This window comes from Kitasatospora sp. Root107 (assembly GCF_001424875.1).
Classification (GTDB): domain Bacteria; phylum Actinomycetota; class Actinomycetes; order Streptomycetales; family Streptomycetaceae; genus Kitasatospora.
In genome coordinates, this window is sequence record NZ_LMCT01000004.1 from 258,195 (window position 1) to 274,744 (window position 16,550).

Genomic DNA, 16,550 nt, shown 5'->3' on the forward strand with positions numbered 1-16,550 from the left:
CCGCGCGCCCGCCGGGCTGGCCCGAACGGGAGCGGGTCAGGCGCGGCCCTCCAGCTCGAGCAACTGCTGCTTGCGCTCCAGTCCGCCCGCGTAGCCGGTGAGCGAACCGTCCGCCCCGATCACCCGGTGGCAGGGCCGGATCACCAGCAGCGGATTCGACCCGTTGGCCGTCCCGACGGCGCGGGCCGACTTGCGGGGGAGCCCCGCCCGCTCGGCCAGCTCGCCGTAGGTGACGGTGTGACCGTGCGGGACCTGCTCCAGGGCGGCCCACACCCGGCGCTGGAACTCGGTGCCGTGCCCGGTGAACTCCAGGTCGAAGGAGGTCGACTCGCCCGCGAAGTACGCCCGCAGCTGCTCGGCCACCTCGGCGAAGGCCTCGGCCTTCTCGACCCAGTCGGGCTGAACGACAGCCGCGTTCCGCTGCCCCGTCATCATCGACACCGAGGCGAGCGCGGTGCCGCCCTTGGCGGTGGCGGACTCCTCGCCGACCAGCAGCAGGTCGCCGAGCGGGCTCTCGAGGGTGGTCCAGACGGTGGTCACGGTCTCTCCCAGGGATCGGGGTGTTCGTACCTGACCCAGTCTGCCCGGTGGCCGGACGGTCGACCGGCGGAAATCGGACGCCGCGGTCAGGAGGGTCGGCGGGTGGTAGACGGCCGGTGTCCCGCCACCAGGACGGCTCCGGCGGCCGCCACCACGCCGGCGGCGAGGAAGCCGCCGTTGGAGCGCCAGGAGAGCACCGACCAGCGCGACTGGGCGGACAGCAGTGAGCCGGTGCTCAGCCAGGACCCGGTCGAGATCAGCGAGAGCGCGGAGCCGATCGAGCCCAGCGAGAGCACGCTGCCGACCGAGCCGACGGACAGCACGGAGCCGACCGACCCGACGGAGAGCACCGAGCCCACCGAGCCGATCGACAGCACGGAGTCCTTGGACCAGAGCGACAGTGGCGAGTCAGCGAGAATCGACATGCTCCGATCGTAGTGCTGGGAAGGCGCTCTGATGGTGTGTCAGATCGGTGAGATCATTGCGTCCACATATGTGGAAGGGATACGTAATTTAGGATAACTATTGACCTGCTGGATCCCTGTCAGCACCATGATGGGCGGCTGCCTCTCCCCCACTGCTCTGGAGGTACGTTGTCCCCACGAAATCTCGTCGCGCTCGCCTGCGCGGCGACGGTGCTGCTGGCTGCCGGCGGGTTCGCCGTCGAAGCAAATGGCATATCACCCAACGGAGTTCAGGCACAGCCCAGCAGCTCGCTGGACCTCTCGAAGGCCAACCGCCGAGCGCCCGTGGCCGGTCTGTACGACTGGTCCAAGGCTGGCTACCGGGGCGGCGCGGACCTGCCCGGTGCAGCCGACACCAATCCGGATGCCGCCTGTCAGATCACCCCGGCCGAGCTTGCCGCCCAGTTCGGGGTGCGCCCCGATGACGGGGTGGACGACTCGGCGGGTCTGCAGTCCGCCATCGACCAGATCCGGACCGCCTGCTCGCCGAGCGCGAGCTACACCAAGCTCTCGCTGATCACCCTGCCGGCCGGTGTACTCCAGGTCTCCCGGCAACTCGGCGTCGATGCCGACTACTTGACGATCCGTGGCGCGGGCAGCGGAGTCGGCGGCAGCCGGATCGTGTTCCGGCCGGACGCCGACACCCGGTACGACGCGCTGACGCCTGACGGTTCGGACTGGGACGAGGACGGGATGACCTCGGGCTCGGCCAAGGGCGGCTGGATCTGGCCGGGGCGCGGGCTGTTCCGGGTGCAGTCGCGCGGCGTGAACAGCGCCTACGCCAGTGAGTACGCGGCGGCGCCGGCCAACCGGAAGGACCTCTTCGAGGGCACGGTCAACGTGCACTGGAAGGCGGGCCTGAAGCTGCGGGAGAAGACCGGTGGCGCCGGGTTCGCGGCCAGGACCGGGGACACCGTGGTGCCGCTGGCGACCAGCGGCGTGCTGACCAACCTCCAGGTCGGCGGACTGGTCAACATCCGGGCCGCCAACTCGCTGAAGTTCTACGCCCAGCAGGACATCCAGCCGGCCGACGGCACGCTGCAGAACATCCATATGCGGCAGCAGATCTTCACCGTCACCGCCGTCGACACCACCAACCGGACCATCACGCTGGACAAGCCGCTGGAGTACGACGTCCCGGTCACCTCGACCTCGGACGGCTCGGCCGCGATCGAGGGTGCGGTCTACGACTCCAAGGCCGCACCGATCGTGGACCCGGTGCTCGGGGTCGGCTTCGAGAACTTCGCGCTCACCCAGGACATGCCGGGGCTGAACGCTGCGGATGCGGTGCACAACTACGGGAACATGTCGCCCGCCGACGAGATGCACGGCATCGTCTTCAAGTGGGCCGCCAACTCCTGGGTCCGGGGCATCCGGACCGAGATGACCGGGTCGCACCCGATCGTCACCGAGGAGGCGTACCACCTGCAGATCGTGAACAACCAGCTGGACGGTTCCTGGAACAAGGGCAAGGGCGGCAACGGGTACTTCAGGGGCTCCCGGGTCTGGGACTCGCTGTACGCGGGCAACACCTCGCGCAACCTGCGGCACTTCACCTTCCAGTGGTCCGCCTCCGGCAACGTGGTGATCGGCAACGACTTCGACTCCGACATCAACCTGCACGGCGGTTGGGAGCGGAACAACCTGATCGAGCTCAACACGGTGACCGTGCCGTACGAGCACCGCTCCGCCAACTGCCGCTCCAACTGCGGCGAGGAGGGCGGGGGAGGGCCGGACGCTTCCACCTGGTTCCCGATCTGGTGGGGCGCGGGAAAGAAAGCGGTGAAGTGGTCCGGCTCCAGCGGGCCGCACAACGTCTTCTTCAACAACACCATGACCAAGCAGGCCACCGCCGGGGCGGCGTACACCCCGTACTACGCGGACCACCAGCGGATCTACCAGTTCGGCTGGAACGGTACGGCCTGGCAGCACCTGGACACCGCGGGGACGCCGATCCCGGACTGGGCGGGGCGGGAGCAGCTGGACTTCACCGGCGGGCACGGGGTGGACGCGACCCGGACGGATGCCGGGGCCTCGCTCTTCCTCAAGTCGGTGAACGGGACCAGCCCTTCACCTTCACCTTCACCTTCACCCTCACCCTCGCCCTCGCCCTCGCCGAGCCAGAGTCCCAGCCCGAGCCCGACCGTGAGCCCGTCGCCGAGTGGTGCCGGCTGCCTGACCGCGCGGACGGTCAAGGGGTCGAGCTGGAGCAGCGGGTACGGCATGGACGTCTTCGTCAAGAACAACTGTGCTGTCAAGAGCACCAGTTGGACGGTGGAGTTCGACCTGCCGGCCGGGACTTCGGTCTCCAGCAGCTGGTCGTCCATCAGGACGCAGAGCGGTCAGCACTACAAGTTCGTCAACGTCAGCTACAACGGCGCCATCGCGCCCGGCCAGGAGGAGAGCTTCGGCTTCAACGCCGCCGGTCTCGGGTTGCCGTCCAACCTCACCGCCCGCTGATGGGAGCCGTACGGATGCGCAGAACAGTACTGGGCGGCTTCACCGCCGCCGCGTTGGCCGCCGCGAGCCTGCTGGCGCTGCCCGCGCACGCGGCGGCGCCGAAGCTGACCGCCAAGGTGGTGCAGGGGTCGGTGTGGAGCAGCGGTTACGGAGCCGACGTGGTGATCGCCAACAACGGGGATGCCGCTTCGACGAGTTGGACGGTGGAGTTCGACCTGCCGTCCGGGACTTCGGTCTCCAGCAGTTGGTCGTCCACCAGGACGCAGAGCGGTCAGCACTACAAGTTCGTCAACGTCAGCTACAACGGGAACATCGCGGTCGGAGCCACCGAGAGCTTCGGGTTCAACGCGAGCGGGCTCGGGCTGCCGCTGAACTGCACCGTCAACGGGGCTCCCTGCGGCGGGGGTTCGACCACCCCGAGTCCGACGCCCAGCCCGAGCCCGACGGCCACGGCATCGCCCACGCCCACCCCGACCCCGACCCCGACGTCCACCACGACGCCCGGTCCGGTGGTGGACGTCTCGACCGCCGCCCAGCTGAGCGGTGCGCTGGCGGCGGCCACGCCGGGCCAGACCATCCGGCTGGCGCCGGGCGAGTACCACGGTGCGTTCGCCACCACCCGGCCCGGCACGGCGGCGCAGCGGATCACGCTGACCGGGCCGCGTACGGCCGTGCTGGTCAACGACGGGCCTTCGGGTGACCCGCCCGCCTGTCCGGAGCCGACGGCCGGCTGGGACCCGGGCTACGGTCTCTGGCTGGCCGGAGCGCCGTACTGGAACCTGACCGGATTCACCGTGAAGGACTCCAAGAAGGGTGTGGTGCTGGACAGTTCACACCACGTCACGGTGGACGGGCTGTATGTCCACCACGTCGAGGACGAGGGGGTGCACTTCCGCCGGTCCTCGGCCGACGGGGTGATCCGCAACTCGGTGATCGAGTACACCGGGCTGGTCCAGCCCGGGTACGGCGAAGGGGTCTACCTCGGTTCGGCGGGCTCGAACTGGGGCTGCCACGGCAACACGGGCGGGGCGGACCGTTCCGACCGGGTGCTGGTGGAGAACAACCGGATCGGCCCGTACATCGCCGCCGAGCCGATCGACGTCAAGGAGGGCACGTACGCCGGGATCATCCGGGGCAACACCTTCGACGGGCGCGGGATCAGCGGGCAGAACTCGGCCGACTCCTGGATCGACGTCAAGGGCATCGACTACCTGATCGAGGGCAACACCGGCAGCTTCGCCGCACCGGGCACGTTCGCCAACGGGTACGAGACGCACAACCCGAGCAGCACGCCGTCCTTCCCGAACGGCTGCGGCAACGTGTGGCGGAACAACTCCTCGGACCTGGGTGGGGTGGGCGCTTACGCCATCAAGATCACCTCGGTGTCGAGCTGTTCGGCCCGGCCCAACGTGGTCTACGCCTCGAACACCGTGACCAGGGCGGTGAGCGGCCTGACCAACGTCCCCGTCACGCCGTAGCGTGACCGGGGACGCCGGGGCGGCTATCTGATGCCGTGTCGGCGGAGCGTACTGGCGAGGGCGGTGGTGTGGGACACCACCGCCTTCGCGACGCGTGCCACCTCCTGCTCGGAGGCGGAGGCGACCGGCATCGAGCAGCTGATCGCGTCGGTGGCGGGAATCCGGTAGTGCACGGGGGCGGAGAGGCAGCTGACGCCCGGCGTGCCCTGTTCGCGTTCCAGTGCCCAGCCCCGGTCCCGGGTGCGGGCCAGTTCGGCGTGCAGTGCGGTGCGGTCGGTGACGGTGTGCGGGGTGAGCGCGGTGAGCTCGGCCGGCAGTATCGCGTCCACCTCGGCGGTGGTCAGCTCGGCGAGCAACGCCTGGCCCAGGGCGGTGAGATGGGCCGGCAGACGTCGGCCGACCCGGGACACCACCCGGACGGTGTCGCGGGCCTCCCGGCTGGCCAGGTAGAGCACGTAGGCGTCGTCCCGGCGGGCGAAGTGCACGGTGTAGCCGGTCTCGTTGGCCGTTGGCGTACGGCAGCGCCGGGTCGCGGTCCAGGTAGGCGGTGCCGGAGAGCAGCGCGTGCGGCCCGACGCCGAAGGAGGAGCCGCTGTCGTCGGCCTCGACCCACTTGAGTTCGCGCAGGGTCCGGATCAGCGCGTGCAGGCTGCTGCGGGGGTAACCGAGGCGTTCCTGCAGCTCGCTGACGGTCAGTCGGTCGGGGGAGGCGGCGAGCGCCTCCAGGATGCGCACGGTGCGCTCGGCCGACTTGACCGTCGAGGCGTCCGGTTGGGCAGAGGGCATGTCCACCATCCAGATAAGTGCTGCAGGAGTGTTGACCGCCATAGTAACGGACGCTAACTTTCCCTTGCAGTGCTGCCACATTCTCAGATTCTGTCCATATACGTAGACAGGACTTCGATGCTCCGCAGATCCGCAGCCACCCTTGCGGCCGTTCTGGCCGCCGCCGTGGCCCTCTCCACCCTGACCGCGTGCGGCTCCGGCGACAGCCAGAGCGCCACCGACGACAAGTCGCCGCTGGAGATCTGGGTGCGCAAGCCCCCGGGCTCCAACACCGAGAAGACCCACCAGCAACTGGCGGCGAAGTTCACCGAGTTGACCGGCGTGCCGGTCCATGTCACCGCGCTGTTCGACGACTTCGAGACCAAGCTGCAGCAGGCCGCGGCGCAGAAGAAGCTGCCGGACCTGATCGTCAACGACACCGCCCAGCTCGGCACCCTGGTCAAGCAGGGCCTGGTCCGCGAGGTCGACCGGCCGGCCACCAAGGGCGGCGACCAGCTGATACCCGCGTCCTGGGACGCGGCCAAGGGGACTGACGGCAAGTACTACGGCGTCCCGTTCTCGGCCCAGACCTTCGGGCTCTTCATCCGTCAGGACTGGCGGGAGAAGCTCGGTCTGCCCCAGCCCACCAGCTGGGACGAACTCGACGCGCTGGCAGGCGCGTTCACCACCCGGGATCCGGACGGCAACGGCAAGGCCGACAGCTACGGCTACGTCGTCCCCGGCTCCACCAAGCGCGGCTACCTGGACTGGTACTTCTCCAGCTTCCTGTGGTCGGCCGGCGGCGACTACTTCGCCAAGGACGGGAAGACGCCCGCGATCGCCGACCCGGCCTCGGTGCTGGCGGCGCAGCGGCTCAAGGACCAGTTCTGCACCGCGAAGAGCGTGGTGCCGGGCGCGGCCACCGCCGAGACCACCCAGGCGCACCCGCTGTTCGAGACCGGCAAGGGCGGCATCTACTTCACCGGCCCGTACAACATGGCGCGGTTCGACAAGAGCCTCGGCAAGGACAAGTACGAGGTGATCGCGCTGCCCGCCGGTCCGGGTGGCCGGAGCGTTTCGCTGGCCGAGGGGGAGAACGCGTACCTGATGGCCGGCTCGAAGAACCGCGCCGGGCAGCAGAAGTACGCCGAGTTCCTGGTCTCCGCCGAGGGGCAGACGATCGGGATGGCGGGTGACACCGACGGCAACGTGGTCCGACTGCCCGTCAACAAGGGCGTGGACCTGGCGACCGTCCGCAAGGACCAGCGCTGGCTGGTCTTCGACAAGGTCTACCGGGAGGCCGGCCGGTACGCGCCGGTGGTGAAGGAGTGGACCCCGTTCCGGCAGGCCTCCGCGGAGGCGCTGAACGGCATGGTGGCCGACTGCGGCTCCGACCCGAAGGCGGTGCTCACCAAGCTGGCCGGTACCTTCGCCGCCGAGCTGACGAAGCAGGGAGCCGGCTCCCGATGAACCTCAACCGCCGGGGCCGGCTCACTCCTTGGCTGTTCCTGGCCCCGGCGCTGGTGCTCTTCGCGCTCTTCAAGTTCCTGCCGATGTGGCGGGCGGTCGAGATGAGCTTCCACGAGGTGCGGCCCTACCTGGGGGACCGCTGGGTCGGCGGGGCCAACTACCAGCAGGTGGTCACCGACGAGGCGTTCCTGAACGCGATCTGGCACACCCTGCTGCTGGCGGTCGGCCAGACCGGCGGCTCGGTGCTGCTCGGCCTGGCCCTCGCGCTGGTGCTGGAGGGCACCGCTCGGCGGTTGTGGATCGTCCGCACCGCGGTCTTCCTGCCGACCGTCACCGCGATGGCGGTGGTCGCCGAGGTCTGGCGGATCCTGTACTACCCGGCTCCCGACGGCATGGTGAACGGCCTGCTGAGCTGGGTCGGGGTGGGGCCCTCGCAGTTCCTCAACAGCCCGGACAGCGCGCTCTGGTCGGTCATGACGGTCGGGGTCTGGCGCGGTGCGCCCTACGACATGATGATCTTCCTGGCCGCGCTCGCCGGGGTGGACCGCACCCTCTACGAGGCCGCCGCCGCCGACGGTGCGGGGGCGTGGCGGCGGGTCTGGCACGTCACGCTGCCCGCGCTGCGGCCGGCCTTCGTCATCCTGTTCACGCTGGCGGCGATCCGCAGCCTGCGGGTCTTCACCGAGATCTTCCTGCTCACCAACGGCGGGCCGAACGGCTCGACCGAGGTGCTGATGACCCTGATCTACCGACTCGGGCTGGAGCGCGGAGAGTTGGGTGTGGCGGCGGCCGGGTCGATGGTGCTGCTGGGCGTCTCGGTGCTGCTCACTCTGCTGGTCAGGCTCGGTCGGGCCCGGGCCGTGTACTCCGGGAAGGCCGGGACATGAAGAACCGTCAACTCGACACCGCTCTGGGCCTGGAGGCCCGGAACGGCCCGCTCGCCCTGATCGGCAAGCTGGTGCTCTACGGGCTGCTGGTGCTGGTCTTCGCCGGCCCGTTGCTCGCCCTCCTGGTCAGCGCGTTCAGCCCGGTCAGCGATCCGACCTCGCTCACCCTGCTGCCGACCGACTTCACGCTGGCCAACTTCCGGGCCGCCTTCGACCGGGACGTGCTGCGCTACCTGCTCAACTCCTTCCTGGTGGTGGGCGGTGGGCTGCTGCTCCAGGTCGGGGTGAGCATCTCGGCAGGCTACGCACTGGCCCGCAAGCGCTTCCCGGGGATGCGGCTGGTGCTGTTGCTGATCCTGTCCACCATGATGCTTCCGGAGGAGGTGCTGGCGATCCCGCTCTCGCTGGTGCTCTCCGACCTCTCGCTGACCGGCAGCCTCTGGGGAATGATCGTCCCGGTCGGCGCCTGGGCGTTCTCGATCCTGGTGACCGCCGAGTTCATGAAGGAGATCCCGCTCGAGCTGGAGGAGGCCGCCCGGCTGGACGGCGCCGGTGACCTGCGGATCTTCTGGTCGGTGGTGCTGCCGCTGTGCAAACCCGCGCTCGGCGTGATCGGCATCTTCGGCTTCACCATGATCTGGGACCAGTACATGCTGCCGCTGCTGGTCGCCACCGACGCCAGGCAGTTCACCCTGCCGCTCGCGCTGCGCACCCTGCGCGCCGACGAACAGGTCGGCGTCGGCGTGCTGCTGGCCTCCGCTCTGCTCGCCCTGCTGCCCAGCGTGCTGGCCTTCCTGGCCATGCAGCGGCAGTTCATGCGCGGGCTCACCTCCGGCGCAGTCAAGGGCTGACCCTCAATCACCGTTCTCATCAGGAGATTTCATGCGCCTGCACGGCCTTCTGTCGTTTCCACTGACCCCGTTCACCGACGACGACAAGGTGGACCTGGCGGTCTTCGCCGAGCATCTGGAGCAGCAGATCGCCGCCGGGCCCGCCGCCCTCTTCGTGGCCTGCGGCACCGGCGAGTTCACCGCTCTGGCGCTGGACGAGTACCGCGACCTGGTGGCCACCGCGGTCCGGGTCGCCGACGGCCGGCTGCCGGTGGTGGCGGGCTGCGGCGGCGGCCCCCGGATGGCCCGGGAGTTCGCCCTCGTCGCCGCCGAGTGCGGCGCGGACGGCTTGCTGCTGCTGCCGCCCTACCTGGTCACCTCCACTCCGGGCGGGCTGGTCGAGCACGTCCGCTACGTCGCCTCGGCGACCAGCCTGCCGGTCGTGGTCTACCAGCGTGCCAACGCCGTACTCGACGAGGCCGCCGCCCTGGCGCTGCTCGATCTGCCGACCGTGACCGGCATCAAGGACGGCCGGGGCGACGTGGACGCGATGCTCCGGCTGGTCACCGCCGTCCGCACCAGCGGCCACCCCAGGGCCGCCGAGTTCGGCTTCCTGAACGGGCTGCCCACCGCCGAACTCTCCGTCCAGGCCTACCGGGCGATCGGCGTGGAGTGCTACTCCTCGGCCGTGCTCTGTTTCGCCCCCGACCTGGCCACCGCCTTCCACCGGGCGGTCGAGCGGGGCGACCACGACACCGTCCGGCTGCTGCTGGCCGAGTTCTACCTGCCGCTGGTCGCGCTCCGCGACCGGGTCCCCGGGTACGCGGTCGCGCTGGTCAAGGCCGGGGCCCGGTTGGCCGGTCTGGCGGTCGGCGGTGTCCGGCCGCCACTGGTGGACGCCTCGCCGGAACACGTCCGGGAACTGGGCCGCATTCTGGCCCGCGGCCGGGCCGCCCTGGCTACCGTGGCAGAGTGATGCGTATCCGGGAAGTGGTGATCACACCGCTCGCCTTCGCCGACCCGCCGCTGCTCAACTCGGCCGGGGTGCACCAGCCCTGGGCCCTCCGGGCGGTGGTCGAACTGCGGTGCGGCGACGGCCTGGTGGGCCTGGGGGAGACCTACGGGGACGCGCCGCACCTGGCGCTGCTGCGCGCGGTCGCCCCGACGCTGACCGGGCTCGACCCGTTCGACACCAACGGACTGCTGCGGCGGATCCGGGCCGTGCTGGGTGACACCGACGCCCCGGACAAGCACGGCCTGACCGGCGGCTCCACTCCGCAGAAGACCGCGCTGCGGGTGCTCAGTCCGTTCGAGGTGGCCTGCCTGGACCTGCAGGGTCAGCTCACCGGACGCCCGGTGGTGGACCTGCTCGGCGGCCGGGTCAGGGWCGAAGTCCCGTACTCCGCCTATCTGTTCTACAAGTGGGCGGGCCACCCGGGCGCAGCCGAGGACGAGTACGGCGCGGCGCTGGACCCGGACGGGATCGTGGCTCAGGCCAGGCAGCTGGTCGAGCGGTACGGCTTCGGCTCGATCAAGCTCAAGGGCGGGGTGTTCCCGCCGGAGCAGGAGGTCGAGGCGATCCACGCGCTGCGCGCCGCCTTCCCCGCCCACCCGCTCCGGATCGACCCCAACGCCGCCTGGACGGTGGAGACTTCGCTCCGGGTCGCGGCCGAGACCGACGGCCTGCTGGAGTACCTGGAGGACCCCACCCCCGGCATCCCCGGGATGGCCGAGGTGGCCCGCGGCGCGGCGATGCCGCTGGCCACCAACATGTGCGTGGTCAGCCCCGCCGACCTGCCCGAGGGCTTCGGTCAGCGCGCGGTGGGCGTGCTGCTCGCCGACCACCACTACTGGGGCGGGCTGCGCCGCTCCGCCGAACTCGCCGCCACCTGCCGCACCTGGGGCGTCGGGGTCTCGATGCACTCCAACAGCCACCTCGGCATCAGCCTGGCCGCGATGACCCACCTCGGCGCCGCCCTGCCCGAACTCACCTACGCCGCCGACACCCACACCCCTTGGCAGTACGGCGAGGACGTGCTCGCCGAGCCGCTGCGGATCGTCGACGGAGCCGTCCGGGTGCCCGACGGCCCCGGCCTGGGTGTCCGGCTCGACCCCGACGCGCTGGCCCGGCTGCACGAGAACTACCTGCGCTGCGGCATCCGGGAGCGCGACGACACCGGGTACCTGCGCAGCATCGACCCGACCTTCGAGAAGCGGCGGCCGAAGTGGTGACCGTCTCCGCCCACGCCTACCCGTGGGACGTGCTCGGCGACCCGGCCTTCGTCGGCCGGGTGTGGGAGGCGGGCCTGGACGCCGTGACGCTCGCCGTCAGCTACCACTCCACCCGGGCCGCCACCCCGCAGCACCCGCACCGGCGGCTGGTGGACGCCCGGTACACCGCGCTCTACCGGCCCGTCCGGCCGTCGGCCTGGGCCGGGCGGCGGCTGGCGCCGCTCGCTCCGGACTGGCTGACCGAGCCCGATCCGGCGGGCGAGGCGATCGCGGCGCTGACGGCGGCCGGAATCCCGGTGAACGCCTGGGTGGTGCTCGCGCACAACAGCCGACTCGGTCTGCTGGCACCGGAGTTGACGGTGCTCAACTGCTACGGCGAGCGCTACCCGTACGCGCTCTGCCCGAGCCACCCCGAGGTCCGGGAGCACTGCGTCACGCTCGCCGTCGAGGCGCTGCGCGGGCTGCCCGCCGGGGCACTGCGCGGCGTCTCACTGGAGTCGGCGGGGCCGCTGGGCGCGAGTCACTTCGGCTGCCATGAGAAGACCGACGGTGCGTACTCGCCGACCGCGCTGCGGGCGCTGTCGGTGTGCTGCTGTTCCGGCTGCCGGCAGAGCTGGGGAGACGTCGGGGACGTGACCGGGCGGCTGCGGGCCGCGGTGGAGCGGGACGAGTGGCTGCCGGAGCCGCTCGCCGCCGCCCTGCTCGCGGCCCGGCAGCTGTCGACGGACCTGCTGCGCCGTGAAGTGCTGGCGGCAGTACGGCAGTTGCTTCCGGGAGTGCCGGTCACCCTGCACGCCCACCCCGACCCCTGGGCCACCGGCCCGTCGCCCGGACTGACCCCGGCCGCGCCCGCCGAGGTGGACGCGCTGCTGGTGCCGTGCTGGCCGACCACCCCGGCCAGTGCCGACCTGGTCCGCAGCGCGGCCGAGTTCGGCCGTCCGGTCGACGCGTACGTGACCGTGCTGCCCCCGGCCGACCCGGCCGAACTGCCCGCCCACGTCCGGCGGTTGCGGGCGGCGGGCGCGGAACGGCTCAGCCTGTACCACCTCGGCCTGCTGCCGGCCCGGCAGCAGCCGCTGCTGGCCGAGCTGGCCGAGGTGTTCCGTGACCACCCGGCCGTACAGAGGAGTTGACGTTCATGCACATTCTGATGACCGGAGCCGCCGGTGGCATCGGCACGATGCTGCGCGAGCTGCTGCCCGGCTACGGGCACACCCTGCGGCTCGCCGATCTGCGGCCGATTCCGGACACGGATTCGCTGGTGTTCGACCTGCGGGACAGTGCGGCGGTGCGGGAGGCCGTGCGTGGTGTGGACGCGGTCGTCCACCTGGGCGGGATCTCGGTGGAGGACAGCTTCGCCAACATCCTCGGCGCCAACATCCAGGGCAGCTACGAACTCTACGAGGCAGTCCGGGCCGAGGGCGTCGGGCGGGTGGTCTACGCGAGCAGCAACCACGCGGTGGGCTACACCCCGCTCGACTCGCCCGAGCTGAWCGGCACCGACATCCCCAGTCGGCCGGACACCTACTACGGCCTGTCCAAGGTCTTCGGCGAGGGCCTCGCCTCGCTGTATGCCGACAAGTACGGCGTACAGACGGTGTCGATCCGGATCGGCTCCTGCTTCCCCGAACCCCGCTCGGCCCGCGCGCTCGCCACCTGGCTCAGCCCCGCCGACTGCGCCAGGCTGGTGCACGCCGCGCTCACCGCGCCCGACGTCGGCCACACCGTCGTCAACGGCATCAGCGCCAACACCCGCGCCTGGTGGGATCTCTCTGGCGCCCGGAAGCTCGGCTACCAGCCGCAGGACGACGCCGAGGTGTACGCGGGCGGGCTGCCGCCGCTCGACCCCGACAGCGCCGACGCCCGACTGCTCGGAGGCTGGTTCACCACGCTCTGATCCGACGGTCACCTGACCGGGCGTGAGGTAACTTCCTAGTCCTGCATCGAATGATCAGGACCGGAGGAAGCCATGAGCCGCCAGTTGCCCGTCGGACCGGGCGGGCAGGCCGCTGCCCAGCCGTGGAACCGGCAACGGCTGCGCAGCAACAACGAGTGGCTGCTGCTGGAACGGCTGCGGACCGACGGCCCGTCCTCCCGGGCCCAACTGGCCCGGGACACCGGACTTTCCAAGCCCACCGTGTCGGCGGCACTGGCGACCCTGGAGCAGGGCGGGCTGGTCCGGGAGGCGGGCGTCTTCGCCCCGGAACGGGGCCGGACCGCCGTGCTCTACGAGCCGGATCCGGCAGCCGGTCACGTGCTCGGCGTGGACATCGGCCGGGGCCGGCTCCGGGTCGCGGTCGCGGACCTGACCGGGGAACTGATCGCCCGTCGGGACGTACCCAACCACGGCCGCTCGGCGGACGAGGTGGCCGATGCGGTGGTGGCGGCAGCCCACGAGGCCACCGCCGAGGCCGGGCTGACGGCGGACCGGATCGTGCACGCGGTGGTCGGCACACCGGGGGTCTGGGACGAGCAGCGACGCAGCGTCCGCTACGCCGGGAACCTGCCGGGCTGGGGGCGGCCCGGGCTGCTGGACCGGATCGCCGGGGGCCTGGCCACCACCGTCACCGTCGGCAACGACGCCAACCTGGCCGCCTTGGGCGAGTACGCCTTCGGGGCCGGCGCGGGCGGCCGGGTCTTCGTCTACCTGCTGGTCGGTACCGGCCTCGGGGTCGGCGTGGTCAAGGACGGCGAACTGCTGGCCGGAGCGCACGGCGCGGCCGGCGAGATCGGTTCGCTCCCGGCGCCGGGGCAGCGGGCCACCCTGGAGGAGACCGTCTGCGCCGAGGCGGTGGTGCGTTCGGCCCAGGAGCTCGGCCTGTCCGGCTCGCTGACGGCGGAACAGGTTTTCGAGGCCGCCCGAGAGGGGGTGCCCGCCGCGCTCGAGGTGGTGCGGATCGAGGCCGAACGCCTCGCGTACGCCGTCGCGCTGGTCTCGGCGGTGCTCGACCCCGACCTGGTGGTGCTCGGCGGCGGCATCGGCTGCAGCGCCGACCTGCTGCTGGAGCCGGTGGAGCGGGCGCTGCACGGCCTCACCCCGCTGCGGCCGAGGCTGGTACCGAGCCGGCTCGGCCACGAGGCAGTGCTGCTCGGAGCCGTCGCGACGGCGCTGGACACCGCCCGGCCGGAGGTGTTCGAACGGCGGACGGCCTCGTGACTCGGACCCAGCCGGGGCAGGTCGGATCCCACCCGGGCCCGCCGTCGGGCTGGTCTGGACCTCTGGTCGATGGCGTACGCTTCCGAAAGTTTCACGAGCCCGACACGACGCCACGCGCCCCGCCGCACAGCCAGTCAGGAGACCAGGACCCTTGACCGCGATCCCCGGCACCGAGCCGGCCGAGCTGGACGACCTGGACGAGCACTCGGACTCCGGGAAGGGCCCGGCCGAGCCGGGGGACCGCCCCCGGGAGTCGCTCCGCGAGTGGTTCCGCCGTGCCTCCGAGGAGTACGGTCCTGCGCTGGCCCTGTTCGGTCTGCTGAAGCTGACCGGGTTCACCGTCTTCATGTGGCTGCTCACCTGGTCCGGAGAGTACCTGACCAAGAACCCTCGGTTCGGCGGTGGCGCGCGGCCCTGGGACGTGGTGGCCGGCTGGGACGGCTGGTGGTACCGACATGTCGCCGAGAACGGCTACGACCCGCGGCTGGTGGTGATCGGCCCACCACCCTTTATGTACGAGCAGAACTCGGTCGCCTTCTTCCCGCTCTACCCCGGCATGATGAAGCTGGTCTCCGGCGTCACCGGCCTCGGCTCGTACGGCGCGGGCATGCTGGTGTCGGTGGTCGCCTCGTTCGTCGCCGCGGCCGGGATCTACGCCCTGGCCGCCAGACTGTTCGACCGCCGGACGGGCCTGATCGCCGCCGCCGTCTGGGCCGTCTTCCCCGGCTCCGGCGTCGAGTGGGCGGTCTACTCCGACTCGCTCTTCGTCGCGCTGGCCGCCTGGTCCTGCTTCTTCGTGCTGGAGCGCCGCTGGCTGGCGGCCGGCGTCACCGTCTTCATGGCCGGTCTCAACCGGCCCACCGCCGCCGCCCTGGTGGCCGCCCTCGGCGTGGCCGCCCTGATCGCGCTGTACCGGCGCAGGGACGGCTGGATCGGACCGGTCTCCGCCGTCCTGATCGCCCCGCTCGGCATCTTCGGCTACCTGGCCTGGGCGAACTGGCGGATGGGCGACTGGAGCGCCTACTTCAAGCTCCAGAAGGGCGGCTGGCTGCACTTCTTCGACTACGGCGAGCACACCTTCAACGTCCTGCGCACCATCCTGCTCGGCCGGGGCGGGTACGCCTTCACGTACCCGACCGAGGACATGATCGCGCTGGGGCTGGTGGTGCTGCTGCCGATCCTGCTGTTCCTGCTGATCCGCCTGCGGGTGCCGGTCTTCCTGCTGGTCTTCACCCTGATCACGGTCGTGCTGGTGCTCGGCAGTGCCCAGATCTTCGGCAACACCTCGCGCTACCTGCTGCCCTGCTTCCCGCTCTTCCTGCCGATCGCGGTCGCCCTCCGGCGGCTGTCGCTGTCTTCGCTGGTCGCCGTCTTCGGCGTCACGGCGGTGGCCAGCGGGTGGTACGCGGGGTACGTGCTGTTCGAGCTCGGCATCCCGTAGACCGGTTGTGTGAGCTGGTCCGAGCCGGGTAGGCGCCCGGCGAGACCACCAGCGGGAGTCCGCCATGACGTTCCCTCCGAACGACCCCGTGCCACCCACCCCCACGCCCGCACCCGGCCCTGGGCCAGGACCCGGACCGCTGCCCGGCCCCGTACCCGCGCCGGGACCCGACCCCGTGCCCCCGGCACCGCCGAAGCCCGGCCCCGACCCCCGGCCGCCCTGGCCCCGGCCGGACCCCCGCCCGCGGCCTGGTCCGTTGCCGGGACCGGCGCCCATCCCCTCGCCGGTGACCTGAGCTCTGCCGGTTCTCGGTGTGTTGGCCTTGTTGCAAGGTCGATACGCGATGAGGACACCTAATCCACCGCTCATATGATGAGATGGACGATGCTGTTGCTGCTCATTCAGTTGGCGCCGGGGATGCCGAGCAGGGGGACAGCTCAGGCCGCAGCAGGGGGATTTGATGTCGCAGCAGATCGTGGTGGATCCGGTCAGTCTTCGGGCTGAGGGGAAGAGCATGGCGGCGGTCGGTGAGGATTTCTCGGCTGCGGTGAAGGATTTGTCGGCGAAGTTGGAGGCCCTGGAGGAGGGTGACACTCCGCCGTGGGGTGACGACGACTTGGGTGAGAAGTTCGGTGTTGTGTACGAGGGTCTGCGGGACGGGATGAAGGAGTCGATGGCTTCTTTGGGGACGCGGATCGGGGAGATCGGGCAGAAGTTGCAGGGGATGGCGGCCAACCACGAGGCGAACGAGTCGACGACGGATGGTTCGTTCCGGACGTTGGAGGGTTCGCAGGAGATGGTCGGGGGGCGGGTTGGTGCGTTGTAC

The 16,550-nt window shown here is 70.9% G+C and carries 15 protein-coding genes and 1 pseudogene; 12 read left to right on the forward strand and 4 right to left on the reverse strand.

What is annotated here, in order from left to right; genetic code table 11:
* Positions 1-36: 36 nt before the first annotated feature.
* On the reverse strand, positions 37-540 hold the full coding sequence (locus ASC99_RS06385) for a methylated-DNA--[protein]-cysteine S-methyltransferase (RefSeq protein ID WP_057229182.1): 504 nt from the start codon (positions 538-540) through the stop codon (positions 37-39).
* 86 nt (positions 541-626) lie between these two features.
* Complete coding sequence (locus ASC99_RS06390; RefSeq protein WP_057229184.1) at positions 627-965, reverse strand: hypothetical protein; 339 nt, start codon at positions 963-965, stop codon at positions 627-629.
* A gap of 168 nt (positions 966-1,133) precedes the next feature.
* Between ASC99_RS06390 and ASC99_RS06395 the strand changes: the two genes are divergently transcribed.
* Positions 1,134-3,464 (forward strand): cellulose binding domain-containing protein, encoded by a 2,331-nt coding sequence (locus ASC99_RS06395; protein ID WP_200948281.1) that lies wholly within the window; start codon positions 1,134-1,136, stop codon positions 3,462-3,464.
* Positions 3,465-3,478: 14 nt separating this feature from the next.
* Complete coding sequence (locus ASC99_RS06400; RefSeq protein WP_057229186.1) at positions 3,479-4,942, forward strand: cellulose binding domain-containing protein; 1,464 nt, start codon at positions 3,479-3,481, stop codon at positions 4,940-4,942.
* A 23-nt stretch (positions 4,943-4,965) separates the two neighbouring features.
* Here ASC99_RS06400 and ASC99_RS39635 read toward each other — a convergent pair whose 3' ends face one another.
* On the reverse strand, positions 4,966-5,427 hold the full coding sequence (locus tag ASC99_RS39635; RefSeq protein WP_200948282.1) for an IclR family transcriptional regulator: 462 nt from the start codon (positions 5,425-5,427) through the stop codon (positions 4,966-4,968).
* A gap of 172 nt (positions 5,428-5,599) precedes the next feature.
* Positions 5,600-5,809: pseudogene (locus tag ASC99_RS42035) on the reverse strand (helix-turn-helix domain-containing protein); the annotation flags it as partial.
* 36 nt (positions 5,810-5,845) lie between these two features.
* Here ASC99_RS42035 and ASC99_RS06410 point away from each other — a divergent pair.
* The 10 genes from ASC99_RS06410 to ASC99_RS06455 all read left to right on the forward strand — a co-directional run.
* A complete protein-coding gene (locus ASC99_RS06410) occupies positions 5,846-7,177 on the forward strand; it encodes a sugar ABC transporter substrate-binding protein (protein WP_063856994.1) in 1,332 nt (443 codons plus the stop codon).
* On the forward strand, positions 7,174-8,064 hold the full coding sequence (locus ASC99_RS06415; protein WP_057229188.1) for a carbohydrate ABC transporter permease: 891 nt from the start codon (positions 7,174-7,176) through the stop codon (positions 8,062-8,064). Before ASC99_RS06410 ends, ASC99_RS06415 begins: the two co-directional genes overlap by 4 nt.
* The gene (locus tag ASC99_RS06420) at positions 8,061-8,915 is read left to right on the forward strand and encodes a carbohydrate ABC transporter permease (protein WP_057229190.1); all 855 of its coding nucleotides are present in this window, start codon (positions 8,061-8,063) and stop codon (positions 8,913-8,915) included. The genes ASC99_RS06415 and ASC99_RS06420 overlap by 4 nt, the downstream gene beginning before the upstream one ends.
* A gap of 31 nt (positions 8,916-8,946) precedes the next feature.
* Positions 8,947-9,870, forward strand: a complete 924-nt coding sequence (locus ASC99_RS06425; RefSeq protein WP_057229192.1) for a 5-dehydro-4-deoxyglucarate dehydratase — start codon at positions 8,947-8,949, stop codon at positions 9,868-9,870.
* Positions 9,870-11,126 carry a glucarate dehydratase family protein gene (locus tag ASC99_RS06430; RefSeq protein ID WP_057229194.1) on the forward strand — a complete coding sequence of 419 codons (1,257 nt, stop codon included), beginning with the start codon at positions 9,870-9,872 and terminating at the stop codon, positions 11,124-11,126. Before ASC99_RS06425 ends, ASC99_RS06430 begins: the two co-directional genes overlap by 1 nt.
* Positions 11,123-12,259 carry a hypothetical protein gene (locus ASC99_RS06435; protein WP_057229270.1) on the forward strand — a complete coding sequence of 379 codons (1,137 nt, stop codon included), beginning with the start codon at positions 11,123-11,125 and terminating at the stop codon, positions 12,257-12,259. Before ASC99_RS06430 ends, ASC99_RS06435 begins: the two co-directional genes overlap by 4 nt.
* A gap of 5 nt (positions 12,260-12,264) precedes the next feature.
* The gene (locus ASC99_RS06440) at positions 12,265-13,023 is read left to right on the forward strand and encodes an NAD(P)-dependent oxidoreductase (protein WP_057229196.1); all 759 of its coding nucleotides are present in this window, start codon (positions 12,265-12,267) and stop codon (positions 13,021-13,023) included.
* Positions 13,024-13,095: 72 nt separating this feature from the next.
* Positions 13,096-14,283 carry an ROK family transcriptional regulator gene (locus ASC99_RS06445; RefSeq protein WP_057229198.1) on the forward strand — a complete coding sequence of 396 codons (1,188 nt, stop codon included), beginning with the start codon at positions 13,096-13,098 and terminating at the stop codon, positions 14,281-14,283.
* 151 nt (positions 14,284-14,434) lie between these two features.
* Positions 14,435-15,724 carry a glycosyltransferase family 39 protein gene (locus ASC99_RS06450; RefSeq protein ID WP_235502433.1) on the forward strand — a complete coding sequence of 430 codons (1,290 nt, stop codon included), beginning with the start codon at positions 14,435-14,437 and terminating at the stop codon, positions 15,722-15,724.
* Positions 15,725-16,184: 460 nt separating this feature from the next.
* Positions 16,185-16,550, forward strand: a 366-nt coding sequence (locus ASC99_RS06455; RefSeq protein WP_057229200.1) for a WXG100 family type VII secretion target, incomplete at its 3' end; no start/stop codon positions are given.

Excerpts from the sequence above, each read along its gene's own strand:
- ASC99_RS06400 (WP_057229186.1), top strand. The coding sequence starts at position 3,479 with ATGCGCAGAACAGTACTGGGCGGCTTCACCGCCGCCGCGTTGGCCGCC.
- ASC99_RS06425 (WP_057229192.1), top strand. The coding sequence starts at position 8,947 with ATGCGCCTGCACGGCCTTCTGTCGTTTCCACTGACCCCGTTCACCGAC.
- ASC99_RS06410 (WP_063856994.1), top strand. The coding sequence starts at position 5,846 with ATGCTCCGCAGATCCGCAGCCACCCTTGCGGCCGTTCTGGCCGCCGCC.
- ASC99_RS06420 (WP_057229190.1), top strand. The coding sequence starts at position 8,061 with ATGAAGAACCGTCAACTCGACACCGCTCTGGGCCTGGAGGCCCGGAAC.
- ASC99_RS06415 (WP_057229188.1), top strand. The coding sequence starts at position 7,174 with ATGAACCTCAACCGCCGGGGCCGGCTCACTCCTTGGCTGTTCCTGGCC.
- ASC99_RS06445 (WP_057229198.1), top strand. The coding sequence starts at position 13,096 with ATGAGCCGCCAGTTGCCCGTCGGACCGGGCGGGCAGGCCGCTGCCCAG.
- ASC99_RS06390 (WP_057229184.1), bottom strand. The coding sequence starts at position 965 with ATGTCGATTCTCGCTGACTCGCCACTGTCGCTCTGGTCCAAGGACTCC.